The following is a 17,880-nucleotide window of genomic DNA, read 5'->3' on the forward strand; positions in this document are numbered from 1 at the left end:
ATGCTACCCCGTGGCTTGACTAGGTTTATTGCATGGATACCACCTCGTCATTGCGAGCAGCCATAGGCTGCGTGGCAATCTCATGAAATAATAACAAACTCCTGAGATTGCTTCGTCAATTGCTATGCAATTTCCTCGCAATGACGATTTTTACAGTTAACTCTACCTCATCAAATGCAAATAATCATTATACTTTGATAAATTCAAATCATAAGAAAAGAACTTATTTGTAATATAATGTTCAAGTAATTTTACTAATCCTGCTTTATGTCTATTTAAAGTCTCGATGCTTAAAGCTATTTCCGTTGTTTGCACATAAGGTTCGGTACTGGTTATTTTTACATAAGCAATAGTGATTTCTTTATTTATACAGCTAGATTCAGAAAGCTTTAGACAAGATGAATTGACGACTGAGCCTGCGGAGCGTACAAAAGTACGTGAGCAAAGGCGAATGTCAGAAAATTCGCTTGTATCAAGCTTTCTGAATCTAGCTGTATAAAATCCGTTTTCTAGTAACATTAAACTTTCTATAATAAGTTGTGGAGAGAGTCCTAGTTCTATTTCTTTTCTAGTTGGGATAGTACCGGTTTTATAATCCAGTATAGTTATATTATTTGATTTACTTATTTCAATTCGGTCAGCTATACCGATTATTTTTATATCTTGACCTGCAATATTTAGCTGTAATTCCCCTTTAGTTTCAAAATAGATTTCTTTGCAGTTTTTTCGGCGTTCTATATCAAATAAAATAAAAGCTTTACTGAAAGCCGTGAGTTTTATTTGCCAAGTTTTTTTTGTGTAGTTTGGTAAAATAGTGCTATATAAAATATGATTACCGATATTTATTAAAGCATTTTGTTTATCAAGCAAATTTAAATTAATATATTGTTTGTCGTGATTTTTAGAATATTCCTCTAAAACTTTATGAATAAAATTCCCGAAATCCGATATTTTAGGTTCTTCCCATATATTATCTTTTTTACGTAGTCCAAGAATTTTCTTAGCATAAAAACCGTATGGGTTTCTTATTAATGTTTCTATGTCGGTTACTGATAAGACGGCTGGAAAAAAGGTGCTGCTTGCTACTTTGTCATCCCGCGACTTGATCGTGGGATCCAGAAAAATATTGTTACTTCTATTAATCGTATGGATACCGTGGTCAAGCCACGGTATGACATGTTTAAGTTGCAGCTTCAAAAATAAATTACTCGGCACTAACAACTTCCCATCATATTTTTTAGCATTCAGTATAACTATTTGTTTATTTTGTAGAAATAAATTGAAGTAATCTGAATATAGAGTAGGGGCAATTTCATTGTAATCTATATTTAGTATCTGCAAGGCTTTTTTGCTAAGCCATGGGTGAGCTTTAGCAGTAGGTGTCCAGTTTTCATTATTAAAATGCGGTAATATAATTAAGTCGAATCCGCATAATGCTAAATCTTCCGGTGAACCGATAATTATACTAGCAGAGTCGGTATTTTTGTAATATTTGATATTAGAAAGTAGAAAAGAGAAAATTTTAGGAAAATCCTTTTTATCCGTTAAATTTATATATTTACCGGATTCCCATGACGTAGAGAGATATGCGGTTAAATTTGTTAAAAATTCAAGTAGTTCTACTCCTCCTTCTCCCTCCCAAATAGTAGGTAAAAGTTTTTCAGCTATTCCTTTAGCCGCTATTAGAATATCTGGTATATTATGCGGGTTATCGGTAAATAAAATATCTATTAAGTTACGGCAATACTCCTTTGTATCCTCGTTATCAAATTGTAATTGCAATAAATATTTCGGCGAGGATATAAAACGGTTTTTATTAGAGAGCATTAACTCTAACTTTTGCACAGCGTCATTCACAAAGCTTGATACAGGCGAATTTTTTGAGTTAAGTCTGTGTATTGTACGCTGTGCAGACTTACTCTTAAATTCATCCTGTCTGAAGCTTTGTGAATTTAGCTGTCCTATAGGACAATTAATTAAAGGATTTTTAAGTAATAAAAATAGAAGTTTTAAATCAAAATTATTACATAATATTTTAATAATGGAAGTTAGTAATTCGCTGATATTAGTAAGCCTTAAGTCATTACCTAGTAGATCTTCATATTTATCTAAAAAATTACAATATACTCTCTTAAGCTTATTATTATTTGTAATGATTGCAATCCGTTTATCTTTATTACGGCTACATATATAAGCTATTTGTTTAGCTTCTTCATAAATATTTGCGGGTTCTAAATAAGATATGCCATTGCTAATCTGCTTGGAGGCGGGGTTATAGTAAATTATGTAATCCTTTAATTCTTCTTCAAATCTTTTTAAAAAAACATTAGGCTTGAATATTCCGGCGAGTATTATTTGCTTATTCCTATTCTTTATCCTTATTATTTCTTCTTGTAATAGCTTTAATTTATAAACTGCTTTAGTTTGTTTTTGAGTAAACGATATTTCTTCTTGCCATCTTAAAAAGCAATATTCTAGAAATTTATAAATCTTTTGCCAATAGTTAGAATTGTTATAGACTTCAATTAATTTTATATCGATATTATTTATTATAAGGTCATTAAACAATTTTCTTAGAATTTCTGCAGCTTTTAACGATTCATTTTTATTAAATGGTAAGTCTTTATATTCTGTAATTATTTTTGATATAATAAGAAGTTCTTCTATTTTAGATACATAATCCGAATCGGTTTTTTTTGAAATAAGAGAATTAAAAGGAATAATGATAGGTAATTTAATTTTATATTTATCGGTTAAAATCTTCTTTAATTCTAGGCATGAGAAATTATTAGGCAATATTATTTGAACTTCTGTACCTTTCCCTAATTTATCAATGATGTACTGAGCAAATATCTCTAAATAAGCCATAAATATTTGTTTTATGCTTAGTATAACACATTTGTAAAATGAAACAAATATTGTTAAAAATCATAATTCATGATAATAATTCTTGATTATTAATTTTTATTAACTATTCTATACAAAAATTATTAATCTAAATTAAGGAGTATGTAATATGTCTAATATAACATATATATTAGGGACAAGAGAGAAAAAGGTCAACATTTAGTTTTAAATAAAGAAATCTTATCTAAGCTATCTAAAGGTAAAATTAAAGGTTTAGTAGCTAAAATTTTTAATAACGATTTATATTTGCTACCTAACCCCGATTATGGATAAGAAATACATGGTTTATTAGGTTTAAGTTGGTAAGCAATAAGAGCAGAGAATAGAGAAGTAAAGAAATTAATAGGTGATCGATGTCTGGAAGGAGTAATATTAAAATTCTCTTTTATGTAGCCAAAAATGGTTTCGATAATGAATCTCTTCCTTAAAAGGATTTTATCCAAAAGAGGTAATAAATAGTTTTTCATATCCTTTCTTATTCCGGTAATTTTTATTAAACCTTGCTTATAAAGTTTTGTAAACATTTTTTCTGAAATAAACTCCTTATCATCATAACACTTACCTTTTAGACCTTTTTTGATAACCATTGCTTCAAATGCAATTCTGTCATCAACATTACCTTTGGTAATTTTAACAGCAATAATTTCTCCCTTATCATTGATTATCATATGAAGCTTGAATCCAAAAAACCAATCGACAGAACTACGTCCCATTTTTGCAAGATTATTAAAAGTTCTGTTAGAATTAATTCTGATATTTTTACATACTGCAAAATGTGTGGAATCTGCATAATAAATTCCCGTTCTTTTCCCACTTAAGTAATGTAACATCACAATCAATGGCAGAAATAATGAAGGAATAAGCTGAACAAATCTCTCATAACAAGGTGGATTCCTGAACAAATTACCATTAATAATAAAGTTTTGGTAATAAGCTTTTAAATGTTTATATGCACTAAAATGGTAAAAATCATTATTGAGAGTTCTTCACTTAAGGAAAGCTTACCTTCTCTAAATCTTTGCTTATTACTTTTCAGCAATTGATGTTTTACCCATTTCTCATAAATTTTACAAAATTTATCTACTATACAAAATATTGTAGTATATTTACACATGTTATTAAACCTTTATTTTGCTCCTTCAGTGCCCTATTTATATAAGGTTTAATAACTCTTGCAACCTTCCTTCCTCTCTATTCCTTATCCATAATCGGGGTTACCTAATGATTCTCATATTACTATTTTAAATGAGGAAGTATATGCACCAATTACTGAATTATTATATATAGTTAGTGGAATTAGTTTATATAAGTACAAAGTCTTTTATTAATTCTTTAATATCCTTAAAGGACATAAGTTCTACTCCACCTGTGTCTCACGGTGTTGCAATGTTAGAATCTACTAAAGAAAAAATATTACAAATTATTAAAAGTAGTAAGATATTATCTATTTTGGCACATAACCCATCGGAATTATTAAGTTATAAAGATGAAGATATAGTAACTGTAAAAGATTTAGCATTAAAAAGATTTTGCTTTTTAGTAGCAAATAATGAAAAGCTTGAAATATCTAAAGACTCAGAAGCAGAAACTTTATTAAAGGTTATTAGTTTTAATAATAGCAATTATGATATTTACAATAATTTAAAAAAATACTTAGTAGAAGAATGTAAAACTTATGAAAATTTTAAGAAAATATTAGATACTTTTAGTGATAAAATAAGGGAAATAATTAAATTTGAGGATAAATTAGTATCTAACCCCGATTATTGATAAGGAATAGAGAGGAAGGAAGGTTGCAAGAGTTATTAAACCTTATAAATAGGGCACTGAAGGAGTAAAATAGGTTTAATAACATGTGTAAATATACTACAATATTTTGTATAGTAGATAAATTTTGTAAAATTTATGAGAAATGGGTAAAACATCAATTGCTGAAAAGTAATAAGCAAAGATTTAGAGAAGGTAAGCTTTCCTTAAGTGAAGAACTCTCAATAATGATTTTTACCATTTTAGTGCATATAAACATTTAAAAGCTTATTACCAAAACTTTATTATTAATGGTAATTTGTTCAGGAATCCACCTTGTTATGAGAGATTTGTTCAGCTTATTCCTTCATTATTTCTGCCATTGATTGTGATGTTACATTACTTAAGTGGGAAAAGAACGGGAATTTATTATGCAGATTCCACACATTTTGCAGTATGTAAAAATATCAGAATTAATTCTAACAGAACTTTTAATAATCTTGCAAAAAGGGGACGTAGTTCTGTCGATTGGTTTTTTGGATTCAAGCTTCATATGATAATCAATGATAAGGGAGAAATTATTGCTGTTAAAATTACCAAAGGTAATGTTGATGACAGAATTGCATTTGAAGCAATGGTTATCAAAAAGGTCTAAAAGGTAAGTGTTATGATGATAAGGGGTTTATTTCAGAAAAAATGTTTACAAAACTTTATAAGCAAGGTTTAATAAAAATTACCGGAATAAGAAAGGATATGAAAAACTATTTATTACCTCTTTTGGATAAAATCCTTTTAAGGAAGAGATTCATTATCGAAACCATTTTTGGCTACATAAAAGAGAATTTTAATATTACTCCTTCCAGACATCGATCACCTATTAATTTCTTTACTTCTCTATTCTCTGCTCTTATTGCTTACCAACTTAAACCTAATAAACCATGTATTTCTTATCCATAATCGGGGTTAATATAGATAAAAATATTGGTAATATAGAGAGAATATCAGACAATTTGATGATTGCCCATCAAGCTGCCTGATTACTCAACTCTGTCAGATTAAGTCGTAACTTGTACAATATAGTCTAATCGGTCTTGCAAAATTACTTTAGCCTTTGTATTTATTGGGGTCATAATATATTACTCTTGCTCTATCTGTTTCAAAAACTCTTTTATAAATTTCAATTTGTTTTGCTCCTTGTTTTCTACCTGTTGGAGTATTAGGCTTTAATTCAAGCGAGCTATTTAATTTTTTATAAAATTACTTTCCTGAAAGTTAAAGATATGCGTCTATTACGCATTATTTTATTATCACTCTTTCTAGCTGCAATTCCGTGTTGCCACTTATATCTTGCTTAATTCTTAAGAATTAATAACCTTCTAGGTTGAAGAGCAATAAAACGCTTTTCTTTATAATTTGTTAGTTCCATAACACAGCCCCCACTTAAGCTTAGAGAACATATGGTATCTGAAAAGCAAGGTATACAATCTATATGGGAGGCGATGCCTTGTCCCGGCATATATTCATAATTACTTGATTTGGGATTTCATTAAAAATATTTTGTTTATAAAGTATATCAGCTATAACCTGTAACCATTTAGGTAAAAGCCCTAAATAATATGATTGATCTATAGAACGGCTTTTATAATCATATTATAGCCGTAATGCTGAACTCTATTTCAGTCCCGAAACAATTATTTGGTCATCAAAAAGACTAAGTTGACTCATAATTTAAATTCCCAAGTAGCAAATTTAGAATAGTTCTCAATTGCACTTTCATTTTGATTAGAGCTTTGTTGCATGGATTATTCAAGGTGTTTGATATCATTCCGTTGATCGCAGGAATCCAGTAATGAAAAGAAGTAAATTCTATGGCACTTTAAAGCTAAAAGTAAGATAAATCTTACTTTTTTCTAGATTCCTGCTTTCGCAGGAATGACATAGGCGAGCTTGTTATAATTTTCGATCCATACAGCAATACCCTTGATTAGTCATGGTGTGTAACTTTTAGCAATATTACAGATATAATATCACTATAAATACTTTATACTAAGAGGTTATTGTTAAGTTATTATGTTTCTGTTTATATTTTGTTGGAAGTAGCTTGATTTTAAGTAGAATATGAGCTGGCGGAGAACGTGGTACGTTATGCGAACCTTTAACCAGTTTAGCCTTGATTCTACGCTTAAGCCTTGTTATGTCTTACTTTGAAATTAAAATATGGTTTATTACCCATATAAATATATGGACATTTAGTATAGAGCTAAGTATTATTAAATTAATCGATTAAAGGCTAAAAAAGCATTCTTCTTTTGAATGGGATGAAGAAAAAAATAAAATTAATATTGGTAATCATAACTTAAGCTTTTATGAAGCTCAAAAAGCTTTTCTAGATATAAAAAGGATAATTCTTCAAGATGTAGACCATAGTATTACAGAAAAAAGATATTTTTGTTTAGGTAAAGTTGATGGTAATATTTTAACAGTCCATTTTATGTTCCGAGATAATCATATAAGAATTTTTGGAGCAGGATACTGGCGTAAAGGTAAGAGAATAAAATACACTGATGGGGAAATAGGGGAAGTAAAAATAGTAAAAGATTTCTTACCACATCCTAGAGAACTGTTATTAAAAGATGATTCTGTAAAAGTAACCATTTCTTTAAGTAAAGAGAGCGTAGAGTTTTTTAAATCAGAAGCAGCAACTGCACATGTTCCTTATCAAAAAAATGATTAGGATTTTACTAGATAAATATACTAAGCACTATAAAGAAAATAAAAGGGCATAATACTATAAACTGAGCTGGCGGATAGGGTGGGATTCGAACCCACGGTACGGTTGCCCGTACGCCAGTTTTCAAGACTAGTGCCTTAAACCGCTCGGCCACCTATCCAAGAAGATTCATACCAAATAATCTTATATATTTCAAGGGAAATCTTGCAATATATAAATTTAAATTACAAATCCGAATTGTTCTTTCACTTCGTTAACCGTTTCAGAAGCTCTAATTCTTGCTTTTTCTGCTCCTTTGTGCAGTATGTTTAATAAATATTCTTTATCATTCATTAATTCTAAATATTTATCACGTATCGGTTGTAGATTTGTAATAATAATTTCTGCCAAATCTTCTTTAAATTTTGCAAAACCTTGGTTTTGATAATTAGCGATTATTTTTTCTAAGCTTTCTTCGGATAAACTTCTATAAATATCTAATAAATTACTAATTTCCGGTCTTGTTTCTTTATCATAGCTAACAAAGCTTAAATGATCGGTTTTAGCTTTTTTTATTTTTTGATGAATAAGATCGTTATCGTCTTTTAAATTGATACGGGAAAAATCCGAAATATCAGATTTACTCATTTTCTTTAATCCATCCCGTAAACTCATGATTCTTGTACCTGTTTCACTAATTAAAATATCCGGGACTTTTAGAATTTCTTTATCAAATCTCCTATTTATCACACCTGCAATATCTCTTGTTAGCTCTAAATGCTGCTTCTGATCCTCGCCTACAGGCACTATATCGGCTTTATATATTAAGATATCCGCTGCCATAAGTACCGGATAGGAAAATAGCCCAAGGCAAACCTTTTCTTGATCGCTACCTGCTTTATCTTTAAATTGCGTCATTCGCTTTAACCATCCAAGTGGTGTAACACAATTTAGTAGCCAAGCAAGTTCAGTATGCTCTTTCACCATACTTTGGGCAAAAATCGTTACTTTGTCGGGGTTAAGTCCTGCTGCTAAATAAACAGCAAGAACCCCCATAATTGAATTATTAAGTTCTGATGGCTTAATATCAACCGTGATAGCATGCAAATCTGCTAAGAAGAAAAAACAATTATATTCTTCCTGTATTTTAACCCAGTTTCTAATTGACCCTAAATAGTTACCGAGATGTAAAGAACCGGTTGCTTGCACACCGGAAAGAACAGTTTTTTCCATTTAATACCTTTTTATTTTACTCATTGTAAAATTATGTTATAAATACCATTTTAATTAATATAATTATCTTAATAATTATGCTGTGGCGTTTAAGAATTTTATCATTTTACGGATTATTATCGTTATTTACATTTATTTTTTTTCTTATATGTTACATACCCGTAACATTTTTCAATGTCAACTATCAAATAAGATATAGAATTGCCATTATCTTTTCTTATGCTTTTGTATGGCTTGCAAAAATTTGTTGCGGTTTAAAATATGAAGTAGAGGGGCTTGAGAAATTACCGGAAACAATCTCAATAGTTATATCTAATCACCAATCCTTTTGGGATCAAATGTTTATGCAGTTGATTATTCCTAAACATTCTTGGGTATTAAAGCGTGAATTATTTAATATACCCTTGCTTGGTTGGGGACTTCGGATGGTTAAACCTATTGCGGTTGACCGTGGTACTAATAGCTCGGTTGCTCAGATTTTAAGAGAAGGTCAGGAAAAAATAAAAGAAGGATTATGGTTAATAATATTTCCGGAATCAACTAAAGTTCCGCCTGATAGAACGGTGAAATTTAAACCAAGTGCCGTAAAGCTTGCTTCAATTACTAAAGTTCCAATTGTAATGATGGCTCATAATGCCGGTTTATTTTGGCCTAGAGGGTTTTGGTTTAAGCAGCCTGGAACTATAAAGGTAAAGATTATAGGTGTAATAGAAAAAGAAGAAATAGAACAAACTGACGTACGTATACTTAATGACAAGGTTGAGCAAATTATTAACAGTGAAAAGCAAAAATTATTAAATTAATATTAGGTTTTAAAAATAATTAGTATTATCATAAAATTACAACTTAGTTCTTATAGATATTTATGGTAAGTACAGCACCGTTAAAATTAATTGCGGTTATCGATAGTAAACAAATAATGCTTTATGACGCTCAAGGAGTTAAAATTACTACTAATAAACCTTTAAAATTATCTTTAGATTTAGAGGAACATCACAACCATAGAGAAAAAAGACAAAGCCCTTACCAAAATAAATCTGGATCACTTTTTGAGCCGCATACTTCGCTAAAAGATATAGAACATAAAGAAGCAGCAAGGAGCGTTATTAAACATTTAGAGAAAGTAACTACTGCTGATCAAGCTAAATATAAGGAGTTGATTATTGTAGCAGAACCGCAAATGCTTGGATGTGTTAGACAAGAACTTAAAAACGGTCTAAAAAAGATGATTACTAAAGAAATTGCTAAGGATTTAGTGCAACATAGCGTAGATGCATAGTTCAAAAGAAAATTTTTCTTATGTCGAACGAGCAGTATTTTCTTAGATCATCTTTATATGTCATTCCCGCGAAAGCGGGAATCCAGCAAAACCTATAAAAAACTTGTTTTTTTGTACTAGTATTAAGGTTATTTTTTTGGATTCCCGCTTTCGCAGGAATGACATAGAAGTTGTACAACAAGGTTTTTAGTCGCTTGCAATGATGATACAAATTAGATACCTAACTTATTAAACATTTCTTTTATATTATTTGAGATAGTTAAACCAATTTGCTTATCTGTATCCTCAAAAGTTTTTATAGTTTTTCATTAGGAATCTTAATATGTGGTTTGAAAGGCAAACCGCCGCTAATTTATACATTGATTTAGGAATATCCTCTTAGGATATATGGCGGCATGCGTCAATACAATCATATTTTAATTAAGAATAGTTGCACTAATAAGAAAAAGTGGTAAAATATCATATCGAACAAATTAAATATTATGAATAATTATGCCGCAAATTTATTTTAACGGTCCGGAAGGACGAATTGAAGGAAGATATGCAAAAGCTACCTCACCTAATGCTCCTATTGCATTAGTTCTTCATCCTCATCCTTTATATGAGGGTAATATGAATAATAAAGTAGTTTATAATGCCTATAAGATTTTAGCAGATAACGGTTATACCGTCTTACGTATTAATTTTAGAGGAGTAGGGGGATCGCAAGGTAAATTTGATAACGGAGTCGGTGAAGTTGTTGATGCGGGGGCAGCTCTCGACTGGTTACAGCAGAATAACCCAAATGCTCAGTCTAATCTGATATTAGGATTTTCGTTCGGAGCATGGATAGCTATGCAACTTGTAATGCGACGTCCGGAAATAAATCATTTTATTGCTATTTCACCACCGGTTAATACAATTCATAAATATGATTTTTCATTCCTTTCACCTTGTCCTATCCCAGGATTTATATTACAGGGAGATAATGATAGTATAGTATCGGCAGATGATGTAAAAGACCTAGCAAATAGATTATCTAAGCAACAATCCCATATTAAAGTTGATTATAAAATTATCAATGGGGCTGACCATTTCTTTCGTTATAAAACTGAAGAATTTTCTAAAGCAATAAATGATTATTTAATAACAATCCAATCTAATTATCATCACCATAATAATAATGTAAATGAAGAAATTAGTAAGAGCCAAAAGAAACTATTTTTATATTAGTTTTTGTTGTGTGGTTCGGCTTATCTGTCATTGCGAGCAGCCGTAGGCTGCACGGCAATCTCATGAAATAATAACAAACTCCTGAGATTGTTTCATCAAAATTTTTAATTTTTCCTCGCAATGACGCTAAAACTGATCCATATCACAACGTCTACAATTCTAAATAAGCTTCCATTGCCAAAATTAATATTTCATCTTTTTTAGCATCTAATTCTTGAGTTAATTCTTCGTAAATTTGTCTATCTGATAGAGAAGTGAATTTTTTAAATAGCTGCACTAATTTTAAAGATGGGATAATACAAAAAGCATCTTTTAATATTTTGATCTTTTTATTAACATTAAGCTTATCATTTAAATTAAAGTAAAATTCTAGTAATTCGTCGTTATAAAAATTTAAATCTACAGCCGTTTCCAAATAATCTATAGCATTAGCCGTATTATTACCTTCTACTTCCTGCTTCGCTGCTAATAAATAATACTCAGCAATTTCCGGCATAGACTCATGTTTATGAAATTTTGCAAGCTTATTCGTTATAAAAATAAATTTCGTCCATAGAGAAAGTCTAGCATAACAACGCATTAAAGTAATTAAATTGTCACTATCAAGTTCATTGAAATTATAAGCCTTTGTTGCGTAATTTTCTGCTTTCTCATACAAAGATTTATCATAATAAAGTTTTGCTAGGTTTTTGCTACCGTAAAAAACAAATTCTTTAGATGTAATAAGTTTTTGAAAATAGGAAATTTTTCTATCTACATCCTCTTCAGTTACGGCTAAGATTAAATTATGGAATTCTTGTGAATCTTTTAGATCTTCAGAAGATAAATTTTTGCGGACAATAGAAGCAGATTTAGCTGTATTATTCATAATATATTCGGCAAAAGCTAAAATTAAAGCATATCTATCATGATTAATTTTTCGTTTATTAAAAATATTATGTATTTTAGACGGTAAATCGATAATTAATATTAGAAATCTAATGACAATAAAACAAGAAATTAGTAATAATAATCCTAAAATAAGACTAAAAAACAAAGTAATCTCAATATTATAATCGTATAAACTAATAAAAACTTTTGAATCAAAGCTCTCTATTAAAGTAAACCCGAAATAAAGCAGTAAAAAAGTAGCACATATTAATAATAACCTAAACATCTTTATTTACAAACTCCTGCATAAATTTTTCTGAATAAAGAAAATCGATTAAATAGTTTAATTTCTCTAAAATTAGAGCTTTATCTTGTTCTTTTACCATCATAGCAGAAGGTTTTTTCTCAATTTTGATAAACTTCTCCAGCCACTTATGGTTGGTAGGAAAAATTACTTCCGTACTACTTGATTTAGAAAAAAGATAATTATTATTATATGCTTCTAAGTTATTTAAAATATTCCTTATATATTGAGGCAGCAGACGGGATTTTACTAGTCTTAGTTCTTTACTATAATCCTTATCCTGCATGAAATTATATACTAATAGATTTACATTTAATAAGTAATTAATATAGTCAATTGATCCCCATCCGCCTACATCGTCACTCGTCGCTCTCCTATTAGTTATAGGCTTCGCTCCTTGTTCCTTGTATCGGAATGAAGCTGAATTGACTACAGTTTCTAATTTTGGTTCTACTAAATTAGTCGGTGCTTCAGGAAACTTTAAAGAACTTAAGTAATTTAAAAGCGACTTGGTAGATAGAGGGGCTGCTTCCTTTTCTTCCAGGGTAGTATTTTCTTTATTTTCTACTGCTTGATCAGAAATTTGGCTTAAATCTTTATTTTCACTTTTAAACAGTTTTAAAATATCGGATCTATTATGATAAAGAGTAAAAGAAGATAAGACAAATATTACTATTGCTATAAAAAAGATATTTTTGCTTTTAAATAAACTATCGAATTTTTGCATTTTCGGATAATAACTTGATTACATCGTTAGGGTTCTGATCATCACAATAAACCACATTTTTTATAAAAGGTCTAACTATATTTGCGACTTTCAAACTTATAGCTACAACTAAACTATCTTGTAAGTATTCTAGTAAATTATTTTGAAGTAATAATCTTACAAAAGTCTTAGCACTATTCTGAGAATAAAGAAGTATAAAGTCAATATTGCTTTTAAATTCTTTTATAATAGATAAGGGCAGCTCATTCAAATATTCTACATTATAAATGATATGTCTAGCTATTTTATTAGGCAAATCTTTAGTAATTTCATTTGAAGATAAATATATAGTCTGCTCATATAAATCAGGAGGAAAATGCTTAATCAAATCTTCCACGTTTTTAGCAGTATAAATTACTTTCTTGCCTAATAATCGTTTTGACTTACTACCTACTACCCAAACATCTTGTTTTAAGTTATGACCGGCTAAGATATTTGCCGCATATTTACTAGTTATTATTATATTTGAGTAATTATCTAAAATATCGATATTAAAATCTAGAGTTTTATATTTAATTAAAGGACAATGAATATAACGTAAATCTAAATTAGATTTACTTATTTCCTTTATAGTTTCATTATTTTCTTCAATATTTCTAGTTAATAAAACCGATTTCATACAATATTTGTACTCCAATATAAAAAGCAACTGCCCCAATAATAATAGCAGCTATTTTATTAATTATGGTTAAAATCGTACTACTTTTATTTAGCTTTCTGATATTATAACCTGCAACTGCTAAAGAAAAAAACCATATCCAAGATATAAGTATGCAAGTTAAGGTAAATATAATTTTTGCAATACCATTATACTTTAAAGCACTAGTACCTATTACTATAATCGTATCCATAATTGCATGCGGATTTAATATTGACACCGATATAGCAAATAAAATTTGTTTTTTAGCTGAAAAAGCCCCGGAATTCATTGTAAGATCAATAGGAGGCTGATTCCAAGTATTATATCCCATATAAATTAAGAAAATAAATCCAACAATAAATATAGATAATTTTAACCAAGAAATTTCAAGAATTAATAAAGATATCCCAAGAACTGCCATACATATAAGAATAGTATCACATATTGAGGCTGCAATTATGCTAGGTAAAGCCTTGCTAAATTTTGGCTGTTTTGCTCCTTGATTAAATATAAAAATATTCTGTACTCCAAGCGGCACTATTAAACCGAGAGCTAAAACGATGCCATGTAAAAAAGCACTTAATATATCATTCATTATTGTAATTTAGTTTTTATTTTTAATAATATTAATAAAGACGGGATAGTTATAATAGTAGTAAATAAAAAGAAATTTTGCCAACCAAAATTTACTACCATATAGCCTGAAATTATAGGAAAAATTGAGCGTGAAATTCCCATCATCGATGAAAGAAAAGAATATTGAGTAGTTCGAAATTTACCTTGACAGAGTGAAGAAATAAAAGCGATATAAGCAGTCATCGTCATACCACCGGTAATACTTTCTATTCCTATCGTAATAAATAATAATAAAGAATTTTTACCGTTTATTTCAAGAAAAATAAATAAAATATGTCCTAAAGCATGAATAATACCAAATAAAAATATACTATTTAATATATTTTTATGTTTCATAATAACACCGCCGACAAGTCCACCGATTATAGCTCCTACAACGCCCCAAAACTTTCCAACACTTGCTATTTTAAAAGCATCATACTCAAGATGAAGCAAAAACGGATTAATCATAACATTAATTAAGTTATCCGGTAATCTATATAATACTAGGAAAATTAATATAAGAATAATGAAATAAACAGAACCTATAGGTTTTAACGCATTATATATAAAATTTATTATGTTTTTTTTATTTTGATTATTTTTTATATCATTCTTGATTATCTGTATATGTATGTTCTCGTTTAAATAACAATACTTAATTCCTACTATCAATAAAATTAAATAAATAAATACTAAACCGGCAAAAATTTTATATATTTCATTAAATGTTAAATAAATAGATAAATAAATAGCTCCAGAACCGGCTAAAAGCATACCGGCTCGATAACCGAATATATATATTCCTGAAGTAAACCCAAGCGATTCTTTAGGTACTATTTCTGTTCTTAAAGCACTTAATATAGTATCTTGGGCGGCACTAAAAAAAGAAATAATTAAAGCCGTGAAAGCAAATAATAATAGATTAGTACTAGGATCTAGAAAGCTGAAAATATATATAAGAAATATCAATGCACTACTAGTTAAGCAAATCCAAGATAATCTATGACCGAATATTTTGTTTAAATATTTAATTTGCACTGCATCAAAAATCGGTGCTAACAAGAAATTAATAGAGTAGGGAAGCGTTATGAATGATAATATACCGATTGTTTGCAATGCTATATCTTTTTTAGCAAGCCAATAATTTAAAGTATTACCGGTAATCATTAGATTAAAACCGCTAACAAGCCCAAACAACCAAATAATACATAAACGAGAGTTATTTAACATGAATTTATATACTTCGAGTAAATGAAAAATTGATAGACGAAGATCAACTTCAAAAAGAGCAAGGAGTCTATAAGGCGAGGAGCGGAGCGTATACTTAATACGTGAGCACCGCAGAACTTATGAGGCGACTTAGCCAATTTTTGAAGTTGATCGAGTATATATGCCTTTAGCTCTAAGTTCCTATAGGCTTAATATGCAAAAATGTGAGTAGTCTGTTTATTTGCGGCATGTAATGTAATTTTTCCAGCTATGAGCTAAGCTATTCATAAGTTTTCCTCCTAATTCAGGATTTAAATGCGATTTAAGCATTTTTTCTATTTCTATTTTATCATTTTCCTTAATCTTATTCAAGGTGTAGGACAAAATGAGCTCTATATAATCTATACCGATTTGAACATTAATTAACTGATAATCATTAATCCATGTATTTTTTACAAGTTCACTATTTTCAAATAACTCTCATAGATTAGTATATGCATTATAGTTTTGTATACCATTGTAGAACACACAAGGGTACACAAAAGGAAATTTTTTGTTTCCTGTCACTTTCCTATGATATTCAGCAATTTTTAACATATATTTAAACAAACGAAAAGCCATATACGGATCAGGAGTGCTTTGGTTTTCCAAAAGTAATTACAGAATGCATAAAAATACGTTGTATTATGGATATTGGAACTTATAGTTATAAAAAGTTCTATTTAGATAAGATCACAAAATATTACTGGCGATATAGAGAAATAACACCTTGGAGTAGTATAAATTAATTATTTTAATTGACTTTAGCACTTAAGAGATTTAAAAGTTAACTTTAATATGTAAGGTTACAATAAAAATGTTACCGTCTAAAATTTTCTTTGAAAAAGTTAAAGAAATAATTTGGCCTATAGAAAGGAAAGAATTAAAGCTATTTATACCTATGGCTTTAATGATGTTATGTATCCTTTTTAATTTTGGGGCTTTAAGATCTATCAAAGATAGTTTAGTAGTACCCTCTATGGGGGCTGAAATTATTAGTTTCTTAAAATTATGGTTAGTATTACCCTCGTGCGTAATTTTTACCGTACTTTATGTTAAGCTTAGTAATAAATTAAATTTTGAATATATTTTCTACATTATAGTCGGCAGCTTTTTACTATTTTTCTTATTATTTGCCTATATTATTTATCCAAATCAAGATATTTATCATCCTAATGATGAAATGATAAATAATTTAATTGCTTCATACCCTAATTTTAAATGGTTCATTAAAATAGGTAGTAAATGGAGTTATGCGCTGATGTATATTTTCTCGGAATTATGGAGTGCAGTAGTCATAAACTTAATGTTTTGGCAGTTTGCCAATCACATTTTTGATACTTCTAAAGCTAAAAGATTCTATCCAGTTCTTGGAATGGTCGGCAATATCGGTCTTATAATAGCAGGCAGCGTACTTGTCTTTTTCTCAAGCGGGCAGAACGTCATTGATTCAGAATTGTTACCGGATTCTTTTAATTCATCTGCCGGAAATACTATAATGCTTCAGCCAATCATGTCAATTATTGTTACTGCAGGAATAATTGCTATGCTTCTATTTAGAATAATAAATAGATTTATTTTAACGGATTCCATAAATGTTTTAGATACAAAAAAAGTTACGGCTAAAACGAAAACAAAACTTTCGGTAATTGAAAGTATCAAATTAGTAATTCACTCAAAATATATAGGTCGTATTGCTTTACTAATAATTTATTATGGATTATTAATAAATATAGTCGAAGGACCTTGGAAAGCAAAAATAAAAGAATTACATCCGAACACTATAGACTATGTTAACTTTATGGGCAGGTTTAATATTTGGATGGGAATATCATGCGTTACTTTCATGGTAATAGGCAGCAATATTCTTAGAAGACTCGGTTGGCTCATTTCTGCATTATTAACTCCTATTATGTTGTCTATTACCGGCTTGGTGTTTTTTATCTTTATAATTTTTATTGAAGAAATAGGAGCATGTTTCGGTGATTTTAATCTTCTATATGCAGCGATTATTGTTGGAGCAATTCAGAACATACTTAGTAAATCGTCCAAATATTCATTATTCGATTCAACAAAAGAAATGGCGTATATTCCTTTATCTTTAGAGCTTAGAACTAAGGGAAAAGCTGCCGTAGAGGTAATAAGTACTAAATTCGGTAAATCGCTTGGAGCATTTATACAGTCTTTGATATTTATTATTATTCCAACTGCTACCTTTGATTCTATTATAATATATTTATTAGTAATTTTTATAGTTATGATGAGTTTATGGATTTGGAACGTTATAAAATTGAATAAGGAATATATAGAGCTGTGTAAGTAGCTAAAGTGTCATACCGTGGCTTGA

16 protein-coding genes, 1 tRNA gene and 3 pseudogenes are annotated in these 17,880 nt (G+C 29.3%); 9 read left to right on the top strand and 11 right to left on the bottom strand.

Annotated elements, in window-relative coordinates; translation table 11 throughout:
• Window positions 1–162: 162 nt before the first annotated feature.
• Both RMONA_RS05340 and RMONA_RS05345 read right to left on the bottom strand, forming a co-directional pair.
• A complete protein-coding gene (locus tag RMONA_RS05340) occupies window positions 163–2,868 on the bottom strand; it encodes a PD-(D/E)XK nuclease family protein (protein WP_023508236.1) in 2,706 nt (901 codons plus the stop codon).
• A gap of 302 nt (window positions 2,869–3,170) precedes the next feature.
• On the bottom strand, window positions 3,171–3,824 hold the full coding sequence (locus tag RMONA_RS05345; RefSeq protein WP_339325421.1) for an IS982 family transposase: 654 nt from the start codon (window positions 3,822–3,824) through the stop codon (window positions 3,171–3,173).
• 373 nt (window positions 3,825–4,197) lie between these two features.
• Between RMONA_RS05345 and RMONA_RS05350 the strand changes: the two genes are divergently transcribed.
• The 5 genes and pseudogenes from RMONA_RS05350 to RMONA_RS10455 all read left to right on the top strand — a co-directional run bounded on the left by RMONA_RS05350 (window position 4,198) and on the right by RMONA_RS10455 (window position 7,439).
• Window positions 4,198–4,677 carry a hypothetical protein gene (locus RMONA_RS05350; RefSeq protein ID WP_023508235.1) on the top strand — a complete coding sequence of 160 codons (480 nt, stop codon included), beginning with the start codon at window positions 4,198–4,200 and terminating at the stop codon, window positions 4,675–4,677.
• A 367-nt stretch (window positions 4,678–5,044) separates the two neighbouring features.
• Entirely contained in the window at window positions 5,045–5,308 is a 264-nt protein-coding gene (locus RMONA_RS07415) for a transposase (protein ID WP_046058374.1), read from the top strand.
• A 41-nt stretch (window positions 5,309–5,349) separates the two neighbouring features.
• A complete protein-coding gene (locus tag RMONA_RS07420; protein WP_023507102.1) occupies window positions 5,350–5,610 on the top strand; it encodes a transposase in 261 nt (86 codons plus the stop codon).
• A gap of 1,384 nt (window positions 5,611–6,994) precedes the next feature.
• Window positions 6,995–7,135: pseudogene (locus tag RMONA_RS10450) on the top strand (BrnT family toxin); the annotation flags it as partial.
• Window positions 7,136–7,144: 9 nt separating this feature from the next.
• A pseudogene (locus tag RMONA_RS10455) lies at window positions 7,145–7,439 on the top strand (hypothetical protein).
• A gap of 15 nt (window positions 7,440–7,454) precedes the next feature.
• Here the strand turns inward: RMONA_RS10455 and RMONA_RS05365 are convergent.
• Both RMONA_RS05365 and trpS read right to left on the bottom strand, forming a co-directional pair.
• Window positions 7,455–7,544, bottom strand: a tRNA-Ser gene (locus tag RMONA_RS05365).
• 59 nt (window positions 7,545–7,603) lie between these two features.
• The gene (trpS, locus tag RMONA_RS05370) at window positions 7,604–8,596 is read right to left on the bottom strand and encodes a tryptophan--tRNA ligase (RefSeq protein WP_023508232.1); all 993 of its coding nucleotides are present in this window, start codon (window positions 8,594–8,596) and stop codon (window positions 7,604–7,606) included.
• 77 nt (window positions 8,597–8,673) lie between these two features.
• On the opposite strand from trpS, the gene RMONA_RS05375 reads away from it, so the two are divergent.
• Window positions 8,674–9,399 carry a lysophospholipid acyltransferase family protein gene (locus tag RMONA_RS05375; protein ID WP_023508231.1) on the top strand — a complete coding sequence of 242 codons (726 nt, stop codon included), beginning with the start codon at window positions 8,674–8,676 and terminating at the stop codon, window positions 9,397–9,399.
• Window positions 9,400–9,461: 62 nt separating this feature from the next.
• On the top strand, window positions 9,462–9,875 hold the full coding sequence (locus RMONA_RS05380) for a host attachment protein (protein WP_023508230.1): 414 nt from the start codon (window positions 9,462–9,464) through the stop codon (window positions 9,873–9,875).
• Window positions 9,876–10,087: 212 nt separating this feature from the next.
• Here RMONA_RS05380 and RMONA_RS11270 read toward each other — a convergent pair.
• Window positions 10,088–10,215 (bottom strand): annotated as a pseudogene (locus RMONA_RS11270) (damage-inducible protein J).
• Between the two features lie 152 nt (window positions 10,216–10,367).
• On the opposite strand from RMONA_RS11270, the gene RMONA_RS05385 reads away from it, so the two are divergent.
• Window positions 10,368–11,087, top strand: a complete 720-nt coding sequence (locus RMONA_RS05385) for an alpha/beta hydrolase (protein ID WP_023508229.1) — start codon at window positions 10,368–10,370, stop codon at window positions 11,085–11,087.
• 151 nt (window positions 11,088–11,238) lie between these two features.
• Here the strand turns inward: RMONA_RS05385 and RMONA_RS05390 are convergent, their stop codons facing one another.
• The 6 genes from RMONA_RS05390 to RMONA_RS10460 all read right to left on the bottom strand — a co-directional run bounded on the left by RMONA_RS05390 (window position 11,239) and on the right by RMONA_RS10460 (window position 16,115).
• Window positions 11,239–12,243 carry a tetratricopeptide repeat protein gene (locus RMONA_RS05390; protein WP_023508228.1) on the bottom strand — a complete coding sequence of 335 codons (1,005 nt, stop codon included), beginning with the start codon at window positions 12,241–12,243 and terminating at the stop codon, window positions 11,239–11,241.
• Window positions 12,236–12,988 (bottom strand): palindromic element RPE2 domain-containing protein, encoded by a 753-nt coding sequence (locus tag RMONA_RS05395; protein ID WP_023508227.1) that lies wholly within the window; start codon window positions 12,986–12,988, stop codon window positions 12,236–12,238. The genes RMONA_RS05390 and RMONA_RS05395 overlap by 8 nt, the downstream gene beginning before the upstream one ends.
• Window positions 12,972–13,646: a uroporphyrinogen-III synthase gene (locus tag RMONA_RS05400; protein WP_023508226.1), complete on the bottom strand. Its 675-nt coding sequence runs from the start codon at window positions 13,644–13,646 to the stop codon at window positions 12,972–12,974. Before RMONA_RS05400 ends, RMONA_RS05395 begins: the two co-directional genes overlap by 17 nt.
• Window positions 13,624–14,265 (bottom strand): LysE/ArgO family amino acid transporter, encoded by a 642-nt coding sequence (locus tag RMONA_RS05405; protein WP_172643960.1) that lies wholly within the window; start codon window positions 14,263–14,265, stop codon window positions 13,624–13,626. The genes RMONA_RS05400 and RMONA_RS05405 overlap by 23 nt, the downstream gene beginning before the upstream one ends.
• Window positions 14,262–15,515, bottom strand: a complete 1,254-nt coding sequence (locus RMONA_RS05410) for an AmpG family muropeptide MFS transporter (protein WP_023508225.1) — start codon at window positions 15,513–15,515, stop codon at window positions 14,262–14,264. Before RMONA_RS05410 ends, RMONA_RS05405 begins: the two co-directional genes overlap by 4 nt.
• Window positions 15,516–15,974: 459 nt before the next feature.
• Window positions 15,975–16,115, bottom strand: coding sequence for an Rpn family recombination-promoting nuclease/putative transposase (locus RMONA_RS10460; protein WP_339325425.1), 141 nt, complete (start codon window positions 16,113–16,115; stop codon window positions 15,975–15,977).
• Window positions 16,116–16,350: 235 nt separating this feature from the next.
• Here RMONA_RS10460 and tlc3 point away from each other — a divergent pair, with 235 nt between their 5' ends.
• On the top strand, window positions 16,351–17,856 hold the full coding sequence (gene tlc3 / locus RMONA_RS05415) for a nucleotide exchange transporter Tlc3 (RefSeq protein WP_023508224.1): 1,506 nt from the start codon (window positions 16,351–16,353) through the stop codon (window positions 17,854–17,856).
• Window positions 17,857–17,880: the final 24 nt, after the last annotated feature.

Source organism: Rickettsia monacensis (assembly GCF_000499665.2).
Taxonomy (GTDB): domain Bacteria; phylum Pseudomonadota; class Alphaproteobacteria; order Rickettsiales; family Rickettsiaceae; genus Rickettsia; species Rickettsia tamurae.